14 protein-coding genes, 1 tRNA gene and 1 pseudogene are annotated in these 18616 nt (G+C 48.5%); 9 read left to right on the plus strand and 7 right to left on the minus strand.

The window, feature by feature from the left end:
* Positions 1-3: 3 nt before the first annotated feature.
* The 7 genes and pseudogenes from mnmG to rpmH all read right to left on the minus strand — a co-directional run bounded on the left by mnmG (position 4) and on the right by rpmH (position 6817).
* The gene (gene mnmG, locus ACR0QE_RS08575; protein ID WP_432627955.1) at positions 4-1926 is read right to left on the minus strand and encodes a tRNA uridine-5-carboxymethylaminomethyl(34) synthesis enzyme MnmG; all 1923 of its coding nucleotides are present in this window, start codon (positions 1924-1926) and stop codon (positions 4-6) included.
* A gap of 39 nt (positions 1927-1965) precedes the next feature.
* Positions 1966-3351, minus strand: a complete 1386-nt coding sequence (mnmE, locus tag ACR0QE_RS08580; RefSeq protein WP_432627956.1) for a tRNA uridine-5-carboxymethylaminomethyl(34) synthesis GTPase MnmE — start codon at positions 3349-3351, stop codon at positions 1966-1968.
* 522 nt (positions 3352-3873) lie between these two features.
* Positions 3874-4719 (minus strand): annotated as a pseudogene (gene jag, locus ACR0QE_RS08585) (RNA-binding cell elongation regulator Jag/EloR); the annotation flags it as partial.
* 14 nt (positions 4720-4733) lie between these two features.
* A complete protein-coding gene (locus tag ACR0QE_RS08590) occupies positions 4734-6047 on the minus strand; it encodes a YidC/Oxa1 family membrane protein insertase (protein WP_432627957.1) in 1314 nt (437 codons plus the stop codon).
* Between the two features lie 19 nt (positions 6048-6066).
* Positions 6067-6282 carry a membrane protein insertion efficiency factor YidD gene (yidD, locus tag ACR0QE_RS08595; protein WP_177977293.1) on the minus strand — a complete coding sequence of 72 codons (216 nt, stop codon included), beginning with the start codon at positions 6280-6282 and terminating at the stop codon, positions 6067-6069.
* A 4-nt stretch (positions 6283-6286) separates the two neighbouring features.
* Positions 6287-6631: a ribonuclease P protein component gene (gene rnpA / locus ACR0QE_RS08600; protein WP_432627958.1), complete on the minus strand. Its 345-nt coding sequence runs from the start codon at positions 6629-6631 to the stop codon at positions 6287-6289.
* A 51-nt stretch (positions 6632-6682) separates the two neighbouring features.
* Complete coding sequence (gene rpmH, locus ACR0QE_RS08605; RefSeq protein WP_118532075.1) at positions 6683-6817, minus strand: 50S ribosomal protein L34; 135 nt, start codon at positions 6815-6817, stop codon at positions 6683-6685.
* Between the two features lie 703 nt (positions 6818-7520).
* Here rpmH and dnaA point away from each other — a divergent pair.
* The 9 genes from dnaA to ACR0QE_RS08650 all read left to right on the plus strand — a co-directional run bounded on the left by dnaA (position 7521) and on the right by ACR0QE_RS08650 (position 18247).
* Positions 7521-8903: a chromosomal replication initiator protein DnaA gene (dnaA, locus tag ACR0QE_RS08610; protein ID WP_432627959.1), complete on the plus strand. Its 1383-nt coding sequence runs from the start codon at positions 7521-7523 to the stop codon at positions 8901-8903.
* Between the two features lie 370 nt (positions 8904-9273).
* Positions 9274-10392 carry a DNA polymerase III subunit beta gene (gene dnaN / locus ACR0QE_RS08615; protein ID WP_432627960.1) on the plus strand — a complete coding sequence of 373 codons (1119 nt, stop codon included), beginning with the start codon at positions 9274-9276 and terminating at the stop codon, positions 10390-10392.
* A 238-nt stretch (positions 10393-10630) separates the two neighbouring features.
* Positions 10631-10840, plus strand: a complete 210-nt coding sequence (locus ACR0QE_RS08620; protein ID WP_177977297.1) for an RNA-binding S4 domain-containing protein — start codon at positions 10631-10633, stop codon at positions 10838-10840.
* Entirely contained in the window at positions 10837-11922 is a 1086-nt protein-coding gene (gene recF, locus ACR0QE_RS08625; RefSeq protein WP_432627961.1) for a DNA replication/repair protein RecF, read from the plus strand. Before ACR0QE_RS08620 ends, recF begins: the two co-directional genes overlap by 4 nt.
* A 126-nt stretch (positions 11923-12048) precedes the next feature.
* The gene (gyrB, locus tag ACR0QE_RS08630; RefSeq protein ID WP_432627962.1) at positions 12049-13962 is read left to right on the plus strand and encodes a DNA topoisomerase (ATP-hydrolyzing) subunit B; all 1914 of its coding nucleotides are present in this window, start codon (positions 12049-12051) and stop codon (positions 13960-13962) included.
* 51 nt (positions 13963-14013) lie between these two features.
* Positions 14014-16539, plus strand: a complete 2526-nt coding sequence (gene gyrA / locus ACR0QE_RS08635; RefSeq protein ID WP_432627963.1) for a DNA gyrase subunit A — start codon at positions 14014-14016, stop codon at positions 16537-16539.
* On the plus strand, positions 16517-17362 hold the full coding sequence (locus ACR0QE_RS08640) for a fumarate hydratase (protein ID WP_432627964.1): 846 nt from the start codon (positions 16517-16519) through the stop codon (positions 17360-17362). The genes gyrA and ACR0QE_RS08640 overlap by 23 nt, the downstream gene beginning before the upstream one ends.
* 12 nt (positions 17363-17374) lie before the next feature.
* The gene (locus ACR0QE_RS08645) at positions 17375-17923 is read left to right on the plus strand and encodes a Fe-S-containing hydro-lyase (protein WP_432627965.1); all 549 of its coding nucleotides are present in this window, start codon (positions 17375-17377) and stop codon (positions 17921-17923) included.
* 236 nt (positions 17924-18159) lie between these two features.
* Positions 18160-18247, plus strand: a tRNA-Ser gene (locus tag ACR0QE_RS08650).
* The last annotated feature ends 369 nt before the right edge of the window (positions 18248-18616 follow it).

The raw sequence follows: 18616 nt of genomic DNA on the forward strand, positions 1-18616 counted from the left end.
CTCTTAGCTTTCCTGTTTCTTTCCATGACTGTCATGGCTGCTGTGACCGCCGTGACGCAGCTGCTCCAAGTGCACCAGAAGAACCGAGATGTCCGCCGGTGAAACTCCGGAGATTCGGGATGCCTGGCCGATCGATGCCGGTTTATAGAGATTCAGCTTCTGTACCGCCTCAATTCTCAGGCTGTTGACCGTGCTGTAATCAAAATCAGGATCGAGCCTCTTGCTCTCGAGTTTCTTAAACTGTGCAACCTGCTGCATCTGGCGCTTTAAGTATCCCTCATACTTCACATTGATGTTGACCTGTTCTGCGGTATCGCGCGGAAGATCCGGGCGCTTCGGATCAATCTGGGCAAGCATGAAATAGTCAAGCTCCGGCCGTCTTAAGAGTTCTGCCATCGTCGCACCTGTCTTGAGCTCCGTGCTTCCATGCGCGCGCAGGAAAGCCTGCACCCTCTCGTTTGCTCCGGTTGTCGTGTGCTCGAGGCGATCCACCTCCGCCTCAATGTCCCGCTCTTTCTGACAGACTCTCTCATACTCCTCATCGCTGACAAGACCGATTTCATGGCCGATTCCGCGAAGACGCAGATCTGCATTGTCCTGTCTTAAAAGCAGGCGGTACTCCGCGCGCGAGGTCATCATCCGATACGGCTCATGGTTTTCCTTCGTCACAAGATCATCGATCAGAACGCCGATGTACGCCTGAGAACGGTCAAGAATCACCGGCTCCCGTCCGAGCACCTGCATTGCTGCGTTGACGCCTGCCATGAATCCCTGAACCGCTGCCTCCTCATATCCGGAACTTCCGTTGAACTGGCCACCGCTGAAGAGTCCGTGAATCGCCTTGAATTCCAGGGAGGACTTGAGCTGGCGGGAGTTGATGCAGTCGTACTCAATCGCATATGCATTTCTCACAATCTTCACGTGCTCAAGACCCGGAACCGTGCGGTACATCGCATACTGCACATCCTCCGGAAGTGAGCTCGACATTCCTCCGAGATACATCTCATTCGTGTAGAGTCCCTCCGGCTCCACAAAGACCTGATGGCGCGACTTATCCGGAAACTTCACAACCTTGTCCTCAATCGACGGGCAGTAGCGCGGACCTGTGCCCTCGATCGCACCGGAAAACAGCGGAGAACGGTCGAGATTGTCCCGGATGATCTGATGCGTCTCCTCGTTTGTGTACGTCAGCCAGCAGGATACCTGCTCCTTCTGCACAGACTCCGGATCCGTCGAAAATGAGAACGGAACGATTCTCTTATCTCCAAACTGCTCCTCCATCTTTGAAAAATCAATGCTTCTCTTGTCCACACGCGCCGGCGTTCCGGTCTTAAAGCGGAACATCTCAACTCCATTTGCAATCAGGGAGTCCGTCAGATGGTTGGCTGCCTGAAGTCCGTTCGGTCCCGTCGCATTGCTGACTTCTCCGTAGATACAGCGTGCGCGCAGATAGGTTCCTGTCGCAAGCACAACTGCCTTCGCGTGATAGATTGCTCCGGAAAATGTCTTGACTCCCGTTATCCGATGATCCTCCACAATCAGCTCAGATACCTCCGCCTGACGGATTGTCAGATGATCGGTGTTTTCAAGTGTCTGACGCATATGGCGGCTGTACTCCTGCTTATCCGCCTGGGCACGCAGGGAGTGGACTGCCGGCCCCTTTGACTCGTTGAGCATCTTGGACTGAATAAAGGTCGCATCAATGTTCTTTCCCATCTCTCCGCCGAGCGCATCGAGCTCACGGACGAGATGTCCCTTTGAACTTCCGCCGACATTCGGATTGCACGGCATCAGTGCAATGCTGTCCACACTGACCGTAAACACAATCGTCTCAAGTCCCAGACGCGCGCACGCAAGTGCCGCCTCACACCCCGCATGTCCGGCTCCTACGACGACCACATCATAGCTTTCTTCCAAACATTTCATTTCTGTCTTAACGCCTTTCTATATTTGTAATTGAGGGATTTATTTTCCCATACAGAACTTGCTGAAAATCTCATTGACGAGATCATCCTCCACAGCCTCTCCGATGATTGTGCCGAGCTGACGGTACGCATCCATCAGATCGATTGTGAGGAAATCCTCCGGCATCTGGTCGGCAATTCCTGTCTGCACCATGCGAAGAGATGCAAGCGCCTGCTCGAGAGCAGATTTATGGCGCACATTCGTGATCAGAATCTCATCATTGAAATCCAGATTTCCCTCATAAAACAGTTTCTCAATCTCCTGCTCGAGGCGATCGATTCCGGTCTCCTCCCTCGCCGACACACTAAGAACCGTCTTTCCGCCTGTCAGTTCTGACAATTCTTCTTCTGAAACCTTTGCCTCAAGGTCAGACTTATTCAGCAGAACAATCGCCTTGCGGTCGCGGATCAGATCAATGATCATCCGGTCATTCTCATCGAGAGGACGGGAACCGTCGACGACGTAGATGATCAGGTCTGCCTCGTCCGCCGCTGCCCGCGCCCTGCTGACACCGATCTGCTCAACGCGGTCCTCTGTCTCACGGATTCCCGCCGTGTCAATGATGTTGAGACTGATTCCTCTGAGGCGGATCTGCTCCTCAAGCGTATCCCTCGTCGTTCCGGCAATGTCCGTGACAATTGCACGCTCCTCGCCGACGAGAACGTTCATCAGAGAAGATTTTCCGGCATTCGGTTTTCCGAGAATGACGGTCTTGATTCCCTCTGAGAGCAGTTTGCCGTTGTCCGCCGATCTCAGCATTTTCTCAATCTCACACACCATCGGCATAAGGAGTGCATTCAGCTTCTCCTCATACCCGTCAAGGGAGATATGCTCCGGATCATCGAGAGCTGACTCAATGAAAGCAATCTGATACAGAATATCCTCCCTGAGCTTTTTCACCTTTCTTGAGAGCGATCCGCCAAGCTGGCTGACAGAAGAACGCATTGCATACTCGCTGCGGGAATTGATGACATCGATGACTGCCTCCGCCTGGGACAGATCCATTCTTCCATTTAAAAATGCACGCTTTGTAAACTCTCCCGGCTCTGCCGGACGGGCACCGTTTCGAATCACAGTCTCAAGAATCCGCTTCATAACCAGAACACCGCCATGACAGTTGATCTCAACCGTATCCTCCGCCGTGTAGCTGTGCGGTCCCCGCATCACCATCATAAGGACCTCGTCGAGCGCTTCCTCCCCATCATACACCATTCCATAATGAATCGTGTGTGTTTTTGCATCTGCCAGACGAAACTTCTCTCTCCGGCTCTTAAAAATCCGATCGGCAACCTCAATCGCCTCCGGCCCACTGATTCGGATGATTCCGATTCCGGAACTGCTCATCGCCGTGGCAACCGCTGCGATCGTATCGGTAACTTTCTCCATATCTGCCTCTTTCTGTTATTTCTTTCTGTAAATACTATAAATAGTGAAACTTTGTTGAAAGCTCCGAAGGCAGGAAAGTTATGCAAACCTAGAGCGAGAGCGCGTTTGCATAACTTTACCTTGCCTAAGGAGCGCCAATGAATCCAATACAAACGGGGGCATCCGGCGGTGGTCAAACCCACTACCAGACACCCCCGTTTTTTCCAAAAACCGTCTGATGTTTTTTCTAATGATCTTATGATCTTATGATTCTGTTGTCTCAGAACCTGTTGCTATGGTTTCTACAATCGTGGTCTCTGTCTTTACCAGAACTTCCGCATCTGCAAGAGCAGCCTGCTCTCCACCGTTCTGTGTATTCTGTGCACTCTGCGCGTTCTGTCCGGAACGAGAGTGAGAATGAGAACGATAAGGCTTCTTTCCGCCCTTTCTGCCCTCTGCCGTCTCCGTGTTGTTCTTGTCACGGCGCGACGGATAGCGGTCGCGGCGGGTGTTGTTTCCGCTGTACGGAACTTCCTTCTTCAAGGAAATCACAACATGGCGATAAGGATCTTCTCCCTCGCTTCGCGTCACAACATAGCGGTCATTCTGAAGAGCGGAATGAATGATTCTGCGCTCATACGGATTCATCGGCTCGAGTGCAACCGGATGCTTCGTGCGCTTTACCTTGTAAGAGATATTCTTGGCAAGCGTCTCAAGCGTTTCCTTTCTGCGCTCCCGGTAGTTCTCCGTATCCAGCTTCACACGAAGATAGCCTTCTGTCTCACGATTCACAACAAGGCTCACGAGATACTGAAGGGAATCGAGTGTCTGACCGCGTTTTCCGATCAGAATTCCCATATCTCCGCCCTCCATCATCACGCGCAGTTCCCGCTCGGACGGATCATACTCCGCCTCAACAGAAACTTCCATTCCCATCGCGTCAAAAACCTGACTCAGGAAGTTCTTCGCTGCCGTCTTGACAGCTTCCTCATTGATCTTCGCAGAGCTCTTTAATTTCTTCTCCGGCTCTGCTGTTTCCGGCTTCTCGGATCGCTCCGGCTCCGCCGTCATCTCAGCCTTCTTCGGACTCTCCGGTGCTGCCGGTTTTGCCGTCTGCCGTTCCATCTGCGCTTTCTTTTCAGCTTCTCTGAGCTTTCGCGCCTCTTCCTCGGCAGCCTTGGCAGCTTTCTCTTTCAGGGTCTGTTCTTCCGCCTCGCTCATCACTCTGGCGCGAATCACACAGGGTTTCGCAAATAATCCAAGAAGACCTGAGCTTTCCTTCTGAACCACCTCATAGTCAAGGTGATCACTCGTCGTCTGAAGTTCGATCAGCGCCTTTGTGATCGCCTCGTCCAATGTCTTGGCAGAAACCGTAATCTTCTCCTCCATTGTGTCCCTCCCCCTTATTTATTACTGTGTTTCTCGTTGTACTTCGCAACCATTCCGGCTTTTGCCGCAAGGCTGCCAGGCTTTGCATCCTTATTGTAATAAGCAGTAGATTCCTTCACCAGCTCCTCGTTCTTCTCGAGTTTCTGCGCACGCTGCTTCTCTTCCTTCTCAGCCTCGATCTGCATGTTCTTTAACTTTGCAGTCGCATTCTGGCTGATCTGCTGCGGCGGAAGCCCCTGCTTCTCACGCTTCTTGTTTGCCTTTGCAACATTCTCTGCGATCAGCTGATCGAGATCCATGCTGTTTAAATACTTGTTTACAATGAGCTGCTGAAGAATCTGGAACACACTGCTGGCTACCCAGTAGATGCCGACTGCTGCCGGGAAAGTGAAGCAGAAGAAGACAGACATCAGAGGCATGGTTACGTTCATGCTCTTCATCATCTGTGCTGCCTGATTCTCATCCTGACCGGAAGAAGTCGGGTTTGTGTTCATCATCAGCTTTGTGCTCAGGTACTGGCTCAGACCTGCAAGGATCGGGATGATCCACGCCAGATTCGGAACAAAACTTCCGTCAAACGGCTGTGCTGCAAGGTTGATGCCAAGGAAGGAGTTCATTCCCTCAATAACTTTATAATTTTCATGAATGACGTCTGCTGCATTCGGGAATGCACCTGCTAAATCGCCCCACTGGCTCGGGTTCATCTTGTAAAGAATATCAACCATCTTGTTGCCGAGTGCCGTTCCGGTCACTCCGGTCAGATCGCCGATGGCATTCATACCCTTTAAGTTCACACCGTGCTCCGTTGCAAACTGAAGAAGGGAAGCTCCCGCTCCGTCTGCAAGGTCAGCCGCATTTGACACTCCGGTCAGTGCGAAAACGATGCTCATAAAGTGTGTCTTTACAGAACCTACATATGCCGGGATGTTGTAGATTACCCGGTACAGTGCCAGAAGGATCGGCAGCTGAATTGCCAGCTGTAAGCATCCGCCTGTCATGGAAGTGCCGTATTTCTCGTAGACAGCCTTTGTCTCCACGTTCATTTTCATCATGGAGTCATTGTCTGTTTTTCCCTTATACTTATTCTGAATCGCCTGAATCTCCGGCTGCATCACCGCCATCAGCTTGGAAGCCTTCTGCTGTTTGATGGTCAGCGGGAACATCAGGACCTTAACGACCAGTGTAAACAAAATGATTGACAAGCCAATGTTCTGAACACCGAACAGGCTTGTAAACTTGAACAGCGCGCTCATGATGTAGCCCATAATCTCTACGATCCACGCGAACAAGAAAAATCCCCCGGTCTTTGTCAATGCCAAGTATTCCAATCTGTTACCTCCTCATAAGCTACGGAACTGGATCATAACCGCCTTCTGCCCACGGATGACACCGCAGTATCCTCTTCGTGGCCAACCATAGTCCTTTCACCACACCGTACCTGGTGAGTGCCTCAATGGCGTATTGAGAACACGTCGGCGTGTAAATACAGTGAGTCCTTACTTTTAACGGGGAGAGGAAAATCTGGTATCCCCGAATCATTAAAATCAAGATTTTTTTAATCATTCTCTCACTTCGATTCTCTTACAATGTTATGAAGTCCGCACAAATGCATAAATGCACGCTCAATGGTTTTATAATCTGAGTCCTTTGCGGCGGCTCTCGCCACCACGACGATGTCACAACCAGTCTCCAACATGTCCACATGAAGACGGAAACTCTCCCGCACCAGACGGGTAATATGATGTCTCACCACACTGTTTCCGACTTTCTTGCTGACGGAAATTCCGATTCTGGTTGCCGGCTCCTCCGTCCGCTTTACATACATCACCAACTGCTTGTTGGCACAGGATTTCCCGGTCCGGTATACAGACTGAAAATCCCTATTTTTTCTGATACTTGGAAATCTTTTCATATTATCCCTAAATTTAAGAAAAAGGCCACAATTTCTTGTGACCTTCGTTCATTAAGCTGATAATTTTGCTCTGCCCTTAGCTCTTCTAGCAGCAAGTACTTTTCTACCGCCCGGAGTACTCATTCTGGCTCTGAAGCCATGAACTTTCGATCTCTGTCTGTTCTTCGGCTGGAAAGTCATTTTCATATCGCAGCACCTCCTCTTATTCTCTCTTATCTGATGAACACATTACGACTATTTTAATTGACATCGTTTCAATTATAATGAAAAGCCTCATTTTCGTCAAGTAGTTTCTTATGTTTTTGACATCAACTAATTCCTACCTATATAGAGCAATAAGTTATCCACTTATACACAATGGTTTTCAACCACCCAAAATGTGGATAACCGTCCCGTTCTCGACAGGAACTTCTCTTTCTTCGCGCGGATTCTTGCATTTGTGGATGAATTCGACAAAAAACAGGATATAGTTGTTTGGGGAGAAGTTATCCACAAGATGTGGATAACTATGTTGATAATCTTCAGAAAACCGCTCCGTTTTTACTATTCTCATTGAAAAAAAGCCCATTTTGGTATACAATAATAATAGATTGGGTTCTAATAAGTATCCACAATTTGTCCAGAGTTATCCACAAACAAGCTCTTGTTTATTTTGTCCGCTGTCTATGCGTGCTCTGAGGATTATCCACAAAGATATCCACAGAGTTATCCACAATTTTTTCACTCTGGTCCACATTTTTGTAACTGCCCCACATTCTTGCAGTTACTCTTTTTTATCATGTCGGGGAATTCTCCCTGGCATCATTTATTTATCAGAATGTAACTGTCTTTACCATTTACGGTTTTTAGCGATCTTTATTACAGTTACAGCAGAATTAGGAGACATGGTATGTTAGAAACACTGAAAGAAAAATGGCCGGAAATCATCCGCTTCTTAAAAGATGAGTACGGAATTTCCGAAGTTTCCGTTGAGACATGGCTGCTCCCGCTTGAAGTTTACTCCATTGAAGACGAGACAGTAGTAAAACTTGTCGTACCGGATGCCCATTTCCTTGGATACATCAAAAAGAAATACACCACGATGCTGACTGTCTCCATCGGAGAGATCACGGGATTCAAGTGCAAGGTTGATTTCGTCGTAAAAGATGAGATTCAGGAAGAACAGCTCAAAGCAAACCAGCTGGTTCAGAACAATCAGCTCATGGTCAGCCAGACGACGCTTCAGGAAGCCGGTCTGAATCCGAAATACACCTTCGATACCTTCGTTGTCGGCGCAAACAACAGCCTGGCACACGCGGCATCCCTCGCAGTTGCGGAATCTCCGGGAGAAATTTACAATCCCCTCTTCATTTACGGAGGTGTCGGACTCGGCAAAACGCATCTGATGCACTCGATTGCCAACTTTATTTTGAAGAACAATCCAAACACAAAGATCATGTATGTGACTTCCGAGAAGTTCACAAATGAGCTGATCGATGCGATCCGAAATAAGAACAACTATTCCACAACCGAGTTTCGCGAGAAATACCGGAGCATCGATGTGCTTCTGATCGACGATATTCAGTTTATAATAGGAAAAGAGAGCACTCAGGAGGAGTTTTTCCACACTTTCAACGCCCTTCACGACGCGAAGAAACAGATCATCATCTCCTCGGATAAACCACCGAGAGAGATTGAAACGCTCGAAGAGCGTCTGCGTTCCCGGTTTGAATGGGGATTGTCTGTGGATATCCAGTCGCCTGATTACGAGACACGTATGGCGATTCTCCGCAAAAAAGAAGAACTTGAGGGCTACAACATTGACAACGAGGTCATCAAGTACATTGCAACAAATATTAAATCCAATATCCGAGAGCTTGAAGGCGCCTTGACCAAGATCGTTGCCCTCTCCAAACTCGGAAATCCCGGAAGCAGCAACAAGGAAATCAACCTTGCCCTTGCCGAGGAAGCTCTCAAAGACATCATATCACCTGACGGTGTGCAGAGCATCACTCCGGAACTGATTCTTCAGGTTGTCGCAGATCATTTTGATCTGACTCCGCAGGAGATCATTTCCCAGAAACGCAACAAGGAGATCGTTTACCCACGTCAGATTGCGATGTATCTGTGCCGCAACATGACCGCAATTCCGCTCCAGGTAATCGGAAAAGTGCTTGGAGGACGTGACCACACAACCATCCTTCACGGAATTGAAAAAATAACAAAGGATCTGCCAAACAACCAGAGCCTGCAAAACACGATTGACATCTTGAAAAAGAAGATTCATCCGTAAAAAAAGCATGCTTTTTTTTATCCACATTATCCACATTTTATCCACAATGGCCTGTGGATAGTGAAAAAATCGAAAAAAATGGGGTGTGGATAACTCTGTGGATTGTTTGTGGATACTGTGTGGATATCCTGTGGATAACTTTTTCGCGATTTTTTGCACATTTTTCATTGTGGATAACTGTGGATAACTCACCTGGTTATCTACATAGTTTCCACATAGTTATTCACATCAACTTTCCTTTAACCACAAGGATTTGAGCCACTTTTCCACAAATCCACAACGCCTACTACTACTACGACGGAAACTTACTTATATCTTTCTATTATAAGGACCGTCCCCACCAGATCACCAAGAAAGGAAGTTATCAACAATGAAACTCGTTTTTCAGAAAGACGCACTGCTGAATGGAATCTCTATCGTATCCAAGGCAATCCCGTCCAAGACGACCATGACCATCTTAGAATGCATTCTGATCAATGCCGATGCAAACGACATCAGACTGACCGGAAACGATATGGAACTGGGAATCGAAACAAAAGTGGACGGCTCTATTCTTGAGCGTGGAAAAATTGCTCTGGAGGCAAAGCTGTTCTATGAGATTGTCAGAAAGCTCCCGGACGGCAATTCTCCTGTGACGATCACAAGCGACAATCGCTTCAACACCTCAATCGAATGTGAGAATGCATCCTTCCACATTCAGGGAAGAGATGGGGAAGAATTTTCATACCTGCCATACATTGAGCGTGATCAGCATATTTCCTTAACGCAGTTCACGCTTAAGGAATCTATTCGTCAGACGATTTTTTCCATCTCTCCGAACGACAGCAACAAGATGATGGCTGGTGAACTCATGGAGGTAAAGGATGACGTATTCAAGGTTGTCTCTCTCGACGGCCACAGAATCTCCATCCGCAACATTCGCCTTAAAGATCATTATGAAGACCACAAGGTGATCATCCCTGGAAAGACCCTGTCTGAGATCAGCAAAATTCTCAACGGGGACAATGAGGCAGAGGTTCAGATCTACTTCAGCAAGAACCATATCCTGTTTGAGTTTGGGGACACCGTTGTCGTTTCCCGTCTGATCGAGGGAGAATACTTTAAGATTGACCACATGCTCTCAAGCGATTATGAGACCCGCGTGAAAGTCAACAAGAGAGAGTTTATGGATAACATTGAGCGTGCGATGATTATGATCCGCGACAGCGACCGCAAGCCGATTATCCTGAATGTCACGGACAACAGCATCAATATGAGAGTCAAATCCTCCTTCGGTTCGATGAATGCCGATATGATGGCGCACAAGACCGGAAGCGATATCATGATTGCTTTCAACCCGAAGTTCCTTCTCGATGCCCTGCGTGTCATCGATGATGAGGACGTGGAGCTCTACATGATGAACCCGAAATCCCCGTGCTTCATCAAGGATGAGGACGGAACTTATATTTATCTGATTTTACCGGTCAACTTTATCGCATCTGAGGTATAATGAAACAGAGATTTGTTTCAGTCAACAGACTGCTCGGATATCTACAAGGTTATGCACAGGTTATCCACATTCATGTGGATGAGTAGGTGTGGATAAGAGGGCTGTGTTCATAACTCAGCATTCCCTGCACAAAGTGCTATGAAATTTACGAAACGGGTGCAGAAGAGCGCAAAATCTGCTATAATTTGCAGATAGTTTGTGAGGACAGAAAGGTAAAATCTGTCTGGAAAGGAAAATTATGGAGACAATCAAATTAAGAGATGAGTATATCAAACTTGGTCAGGCGCTCAAGGCTGCCGGACTGTGCGAGACCGGAGTCGACGCAAAGTATGCAATTGAGGATGGCCTTGTAAAGGTGAATGGAAATGTGGAATACCAGAGAGGAAAGAAACTTCGTGACGGTGACGTCGTGACGTATCAGGGAGAGACCATCCGGATTGTATTATGATTATTGAATCCATCGAACTGAAGAATTACCGGAACTATGAGGAGCTTCATATGGAGTTTTCCCCCGGAACCAACATTCTTTACGGCAACAATGCACAGGGAAAGACGAATGTCCTTGAGGCGGTCTATGTCTGTGCGACGACGAGATCACACCGGAGCAGCAAAGATCGGGAGATGATCCGCTTCGGTGAGGAGGAGTCTCACATCAAGATGACGGTGAGAAAACGGGATGTGCCTTACCGCATTGACATGCATCTGAAAAAGAATAAGGCAAAAGGGGTTGCGATCAACGGAATCCCGATCCGGCGTGCGAGTGAGTTGTTCGGGATTGTGAATGTGGTATTTTTTTCGCCGGAGGATTTGAATCTGATCAAGAACGGACCCTCCGAGCGCAGAAAATTTATCGATCTCGAACTCTGCCAGCTGAATAAACTGTATGTGCACTCCCTCGTCTCATACAACCGTGTTCTGATGCAGCGAAACCGCCTGCTGAAGGAGATTGCATTTCATCCGGAATATGAGGAGACACTCGATGTGTGGGATATGCAGCTTGTCCAGTATGGACAGGAGCTGATCCGGTATCGGGAAGACTTTATCCATCAGCTCAATGAACTGATTTTCGGAATTCATCAAAAACTGTCCGGCGAGAAGGAAGCTCTCAGAATTGTCTATGACCCGAATGCGCGAGCTGATGAACTTGAGATGGCCGTCCGCCAGAGCCGGGCGCAGGATTTGAAGCAGAAGACGACGCTGTCCGGCCCGCATCGGGATGACATTGCATTTTTTGTCAATGACATCGACATCCGCAAGTTTGGTTCCCAGGGACAGCAGAGGACGGCGGCACTCTCGCTGAAGTTAGCGGAGATTGAGCTGGTAAAAAAAATGGTGAAGGATTATCCGATTCTTCTGTTGGATGACGTTCTTTCTGAATTGGACGGAAGCAGACAAAATCAGCTTCTCGATGCAATCTGTCATATTCAGACGATGATTACCTGTACGGGACTTGAAGATTTTGTGAACAACCGCTTTCACATTGACCGGCTGTTTCGGGTTGTGGAAGGCACAGTTTCCTGTGAGAATTGAGATCGTCTACAGAAGGATCGAAAGACCGGTTGAAAAAGCTTGAAGAATTTTCAGAGGCTGTGAATTGAAATACAGATTTAGATTTATGTGGAATTTGAATGGAATTGAGAATGAGGAGGACATAACATGAGTGCAGAATACGGAGCAGATCAAATTCAGATTTTGGAGGGACTCGAAGCAGTCCGGAAGAGACCTGGAATGTACATCGGCAGTACCTCATCGCGGGGACTCCACCATCTTGTGTATGAGATTGTGGATAACGCGGTGGATGAGGCATTAGCCGGCTTCTGCGACAAGATTGAGGTTACCATCAATGCTGATAATTCCATTACCGTCATTGATGATGGCCGCGGAATTCCGGTCGGCATTCAGAAGAAGGCCGGAATCCCGGCAGTTGAGGTTGTATTTACAATCCTTCATGCCGGCGGTAAATTCGGCGGCGGAGGATACAAGGTATCCGGCGGACTGCACGGCGTGGGTGCATCCGTAGTAAATGCGCTCTCCACCTGGCTTGAGGTTCGTGTTTATCAGGATGGAAAGATTTATCAGCAGCGCTATGAGCGTGGAAAAGTCATGTATCCGCTGAAGGTTGTGGGCGAGTGTGCCCCGGACAAACACGGCACAGAGGTTCATTTCCTGCCGGATCCGGAGATTTTCGAGGAGACGGTTTACGACTTTGAGATTCTTCGTGTGCGCCTCCAGGAGACGGCATTCCTGACAAAGAACTTGAGAATTGAACTGAAGGATGAGCGTGAGGAGAAGAAAGACAAAGTTTTCCACTATGAGGGAGGAATCCGTGAGTTTGTCACTTACCTCAACAAGGGAAAAGCACCGCTGTATGAGAATGTGATTTACTGTGAGGGAACAAAAGATAATGTCTATGTGGAAGTGGCAATGCAGCACAACGATTCCTACACAGAGAACATTTACAGCTTTGTAAATAATGTCAATACCCCGGAGGGCGGTACCCATCTGGCAGGTCTGAAAAATGCGCTGACAAAGACGATCAACGACTATGCGAGAAAGAATAAGCTTCTCAAAGACAGTGAGGACAATCTGAGCGGAGAGGATATCCGTGAGGGCCTGACTGCAATCATCAGCGTCAAGATTGAGGAACCGCAGTTTGAGGGACAGACGAAGCAGAAACTTGGAAACAGTGAGGCGAGAGGTGCAGTTGACAACATCGTCAGCGAACAGCTCACGTATTTCCTTGAGCAGAATCCGGTTGCAGCGAAGACGATCTGTGAGAAATCCATTCTCTCCCAGCGCGCTCGTGCGGCAGCGAGAAAGGCGAGAGATTTAACCCGCAGAAAGACGGCACTTGAGAGCATGACTCTTCCGGGAAAACTTGCAGACTGCTCCAACAAAGATCCGCAGAAGTGTGAGATCTTCATCGTTGAGGGAGATTCCGCAGGCGGTTCCGCAAAGACAGCGCGCTCGAGAGATACCCAGGCAATCCTTCCGCTGCGCGGAAAAATCCTCAATGTCGAGAAGGCACGTCTGGACAAGGTTTACGCAAATGCGGAGATCAAGGCAATGATCACGGCATTTGGAACGGGAATCCACGACGATTTCGATATCACAAAGCTGCGTTACGGAAAAATCATCATCATGACAGATGCCGATGTCGACGGTGCCCACATCAGCACGCTGATGCTGACCTTCCTGTACCGCTTCATGCCGGAGCTAATCAAGCAGGGACATGTTTATCTGGCTCAGCCGCCGTTATACAAGCTTGAGAAGAACAAGAAAGTCTGGTATGCGTACAGCGATGAGGAGCTCAACCAGATTCTCAAGGAAGTAGGACGAGACAACAACAATAAGATTCAGCGATACAAAGGTCTTGGAGAGATGGATGCAGAACAGCTCTGGGAGACAACGATGGATCCGGAGCGCCGTATTCTTCTTCGCGTCAACATGGATGATGATGTGACTTCTGAGCTGGATCTGACCTTCACAACGCTGATGGGCGATCAGGTAGAGCCGAGACGTGAATTTATCGAGACGAATGCAAAGTACGTGCAGAATCTGGATATTTAAGCACGTGTAAATCGAAATACGAACGGAATACCGAAGAGATAGGAGAGAAAGATGGAACCGAATATTTTTGATAAAGTTCACGACATAGATTTGAAATCCACCATGGAAAAATCTTATATCGATTATGCCATGAGTGTTATTGCTGCGCGTGCGCTTCCGGATGTCAGAGATGGTCTGAAACCGGTACAGCGCCGTGTGCTCTACTCGATGATTGAATTGAACAACGGACCTGACAAGCCACACAGAAAGTGTGCGCGTATTGTCGGCGATACAATGGGTAAATATCACCCGCACGGTGACAGCTCGATTTACGGAGCACTTGTCAACATGGCGCAGGAGTGGTCGACCCGTTATCCACTGGTGGACGGTCATGGAAACTTTGGTTCTGTGGACGGAGACGGTGCGGCAGCAATGCGTTACACCGAGGCGCGCCTGAGCAAAATCTCGATGGAGATGCTTGCGGATATCGGAAAGAATACGGTTGACTTTGTTCCGAATTTTGATGAGACGGAGAAGGAGCCGGTTGTTCTTCCGGCACGTTTCCCGAACCTTCTCGTAAACGGAACGACCGGAATTGCAGTCGGAATGGCGACGAACATTCCGCCGCACAACTTAAAAGAAGTTATTTCCGCTGTTGTGAAAATCATTGACAACCGCGTACAGGAAGACCGTGAGACTTCGATCGAGGAGATTCTTGACATCGTAAAGGGACCAGATTTCCCGACCGGAGCGGAGATCCTCGGAAGAGCCGGAATTGAGGAGGCTTACCGGACCGGACGCGGTAAGATCCGTGTGCGCGCAGTCTCTGACATCGAGACGATGCCGAACGGAAAGAGCCGGATTGTGGTTACGGAGCTTCCGTATCTCGTGAACAAGGCGAGACTGATCGAGAAGATTGCAGAGCTTGTCAAAGACAAGCGTGTGGACGGAATCACAGATCTGCGCGATGAGTCCGACCGTCAGGGAATGCGGATTGTGATTGAGCTTCGCCGTGATGCAAATGCAAATATTGTCCTCAACCAGCTGCTCAAACATACCCAGCTTCAGGACACGTTTGGTGTGATCATGCTTGCACTTGTGGATAACCAGCCGAAGGTTTTAAATCTTTTAGAAATGCTGACCTACTACCTGAGCCATCAGGAGGATGTTGTGACCCGCCGCACCAGATATGATCTGAACAAGGCAGAGGAGCGCGCTCACATCCTTAAAGGTCTGCTGATCGCCCTCGACCACATTGACGAGGTGATCCAGATTGTCCGCGCTGCGTCGACTCCTCAGATTGCAAAACAGCAGCTGATGGAGAAATTTGAACTCAGCGATGTGCAGGCTCAGGCGATCATTGATATGCGTCTGCGTGCACTGACCGGTCTTGAGAGAGAGAAGATTGAGAACGAGTATCAGGAGCTGATGGCAAGAATCGAAGAACTCAAGGCAATTCTTGCGGATGAGAAGAAGCTGCTCGGTGTAATCCGGGAGGAGATTCTTGCAATCTCTGAGAAATACGGCGATGACAGAAAGACTTCGATCGGCTTTGACGAGTTCGACATGTCGATGGAGGATCTGATTCCGAATGAGAACACGGTTGTCGCAATCACAAAGCTCGGATACATCAAGCGCATGAGCGTCGATAATTTCCGCAGCCAGAACCGCGGCGGAAAGGGAATCCGCGGAATGCAGACGATCGATGAGGATTACATTGAGGATCTGCTGCTGACAAAGACGCACAACTACATCCTGTTCTTCACAAACCGCGGACGTGTCTATCGTCTGAAGGGATATGCGATCCCGGAGGGCAGCCGGACAGCGCGTGGAACTGCAATCGTAAATCTGCTTCAGCTGCTTCCAGAGGAAAAGATCACCGCAATCATTCCGATGAAGGAGTTCCATGAGAGTGAGTACCTCTTCATGGCAACGAAGAATGGCATGGTGAAGAAGACTCCGATGCGCGAGTATGAGAATATTCGAAAAAATGGTCTTCAGGCGATTGTTCTGCGGGAGAATGATGATCTGATTGAGGTCAAGGCGACGGACGACACCAAGGACGTCTTCCTTGTCACGAAGAAGGGACAGTGCATCCGCTTCCATGAGACGGACGTGCGTGTGACCGGACGTGTCTCGATGGGTGTCATCGGCATGAAGCTCAACGAGGGCGATGAGGTTGTCGGCATGCAGGTAGATACGCAGGGCGATTATCTGCTGATCGTGTCGGAAAATGGCATGGGCAAGCGCACCCCGATTTCTGAGTTCACGGCACAGAACCGTGGCGGAAAGGGTGTTCTCTGCTACAAGATTACGGATAAGACCGGCGATATTGTCGGCGCGAAGATTGTGAAGGATGAGCACGATCTGATGATTATCACCAATGAGGGAATTGTAATCCGGATCTCTGTGGATGACATCTCCGTGATCGGAAGAAATACATCAGGTGTGAAACTGATGGCGATCGACCAGGATTCTGATATTCGGGTGGCAAGCATTGCAAAAGTACGTGACGACGGAAACAAGTCGGAAGGTGACGGAATCGAGGAACTCAATCTCGAGACGGGAGGAAACGATGGTGAGAACAGTCAGAACTGAGGAGATCTCCAGGGCAGTGAAGGAAATGTGCATTGAGGCAAATCATTTCCTTTCTGACGATATGGCAGCCTGCATGAAGCAGGCTGTCGAGAAGGAGGAGTCCCCTCTCGGAAAACAGATTTTGAATCAGCTTCAGGAGAACTTAAAGATTGCAGGCGATGATATGATCCCGATCTGTCAGGATACCGGAATGGCCGTGATCTTTGCGCGCGTGGGCCAGGATGTCCATATCGAGGGCGGAAGTCTGACGGATGCGATCAATCAGGGTGTTCACGACGGATATGTAGACGGCTATCTGCGCAAGTCCATTGTGCGCGATCCGATCGAGAGAGAGAATACAAAAGACAATACCCCGGCAGTTATTCATTATGAGATTGTCGAGGGGGATCAGATTGATCTGACTCTGGCACCGAAGGGATTTGGAAGTGAAAATATGAGCCGTGTCTTCATGCTCAAACCGGCAGACGGAATCGAGGGTGTGAAGGAAGCAATTCTCACTGCTGTGCGTGATGCAGGTCCGAATGCCTGCCCGCCGATGGTGGTCGGTGTCGGAATCGGTGGTACTTTTGAGAAGTGTGCGATGATGGCAAAGCACGCACTCACGAGAAACCTCGAGGAGGTTTCTCCGGTTCCTTATGTCAGAGAGCTTGAGAAAGAGATGCTTGAGAAGATCAATGCGCTGGGAATCGGACCGGGAGGTCTTGGCGGTACGGTTACGGCACTTGCTGTCAATATTGAGACGTATCCGACTCACATTGCAGGACTTCCTGTGGCGGTCAACATCTGCTGTCATGTGAATCGTCATACTCATCGGGTTTTGTAGGAGGAGAGAAGGATGAATCGAACTATTCAGGTACCGATCAGTAAAGAGGATGCAAAGAGTCTGCATGCGGGAGATTATGTGCTGTTAAACGGAACAATCTACACGGCCCGTGACGCTGCCCACAAGAGAATGTATGAGGCGCTTGAGGCGGGAAAAGAACTTCCTCTTGACTGGAAGGGAAATGTTGTCTATTATATGGGACCGTCTCCGGCAAGAGAAGGGCGTCCGATCGGTTCTGCAGGTCCGACGACGGCGAGCCGGATGGACAAGTATACCCCTCAGCTTCTCGATCTCGGTCTCGGTGCGATGATCGGAAAGGGAAAACGCAGTCAGGCGGTCATTGATGCGGTTGTGCGAAACGGAAGCGTCTATTTTGCCGCAGTCGGAGGAGCAGGTGCACTGCTCTCCCAGCGAATCCAGTCTTCTGAGGTGATCGCGTATGACGATCTCGGAACAGAGGCGATCCGCAAGCTCGAGGTCCGCGATTTCCCGGTGATTGTCGTGATTGACTCCGAGGGAAATAATCTGTATGAGACTGCAATCAAACAGTATGCGAAATAGCAGCCAGCAGGAGCGTATTTGAATCGTATTTGAATTTAGAGTGTTTTTGTTTTGGAAAAGAGTCCGGTTTTCCGGGCTCTTTTCTTCTTAAATAAGACAAAACAGGACAAAAGATCAAGAGAAAAATAAAAAACTTTAAAATAGTTGTTGACAAAGAGGGTTGTATCAAGTATAATTACTCATGCGTTTGACAACAAAATATGTTTCAAATCGCGATCATATGGAATCACAAGTTCGGAGAAATACTCAAGAGGCCGAAGAGGCGCCCCTGCTAAGGGTGTAGGTCGGGCAACCGGCGCGAGGGTTCAAATCCCTCTTTCTCCGCTCAGTTCCAAATGATTCTTTTTTTCACTCTTAAAGCAAAATGCTGGTAAAGAGCTTGAAAAAATAAAGTAAAAAAGTTGTTGACAAACACAACGAGGTATGATAAACTACCAAAGTTGCTGATGAGCAACAGCGAAAACGAAGCGAAATGCTTCGAAAAAACTTTTAAAAAAGTGCTTGACAAGCTCGCAACACTCTGATATAATGAACGAGTTGCTGCTGAGAACGAAAGCAACAAACTGAACCTTGAAAATGAAAGATTGAACAGTGTTTAAAACCCTGAAAATTCTTATAAAAAAGAGTCTTTTGGTAAAGACATCTTTGAATTGAGAAATTCAGAACAAAAACAAACCAAACAACAGTAGAACG

The organism is Brotaphodocola sp., assembly GCF_050873065.1.
Taxonomy (GTDB): domain Bacteria; phylum Bacillota; class Clostridia; order Lachnospirales; family Lachnospiraceae; genus Brotaphodocola.

Bases quoted from the DNA above. Each gene is read 5' to 3' on its own strand.
- mnmG (WP_432627955.1), bottom strand. From the start codon at position 1,926: ATGAAATGTTTGGAAGAAAGCTATGATGTGGTCGTCGTAGGAGCCGGA.
- mnmE (WP_432627956.1), bottom strand. From the start codon at position 3,351: ATGGAGAAAGTTACCGATACGATCGCAGCGGTTGCCACGGCGATGAGC.
- yidD (WP_177977293.1), bottom strand. From the start codon at position 6,282: ATGATTAAAAAAATCTTGATTTTAATGATTCGGGGATACCAGATTTTC.
- rnpA (WP_432627958.1), bottom strand. From the start codon at position 6,631: ATGAAAAGATTTCCAAGTATCAGAAAAAATAGGGATTTTCAGTCTGTA.
- rpmH (WP_118532075.1), bottom strand. From the start codon at position 6,817: ATGAAAATGACTTTCCAGCCGAAGAACAGACAGAGATCGAAAGTTCAT.
- dnaA (WP_432627959.1), top strand. From the start codon at position 7,521: ATGTTAGAAACACTGAAAGAAAAATGGCCGGAAATCATCCGCTTCTTA.
- dnaN (WP_432627960.1), top strand. From the start codon at position 9,274: ATGAAACTCGTTTTTCAGAAAGACGCACTGCTGAATGGAATCTCTATC.
- ACR0QE_RS08620 (WP_177977297.1), top strand. From the start codon at position 10,631: ATGGAGACAATCAAATTAAGAGATGAGTATATCAAACTTGGTCAGGCG.
- recF (WP_432627961.1), top strand. From the start codon at position 10,837: ATGATTATTGAATCCATCGAACTGAAGAATTACCGGAACTATGAGGAG.
- gyrB (WP_432627962.1), top strand. From the start codon at position 12,049: ATGAGTGCAGAATACGGAGCAGATCAAATTCAGATTTTGGAGGGACTC.
- gyrA (WP_432627963.1), top strand. From the start codon at position 14,014: ATGGAACCGAATATTTTTGATAAAGTTCACGACATAGATTTGAAATCC.
- ACR0QE_RS08640 (WP_432627964.1), top strand. From the start codon at position 16,517: ATGGTGAGAACAGTCAGAACTGAGGAGATCTCCAGGGCAGTGAAGGAA.
- ACR0QE_RS08645 (WP_432627965.1), top strand. From the start codon at position 17,375: ATGAATCGAACTATTCAGGTACCGATCAGTAAAGAGGATGCAAAGAGT.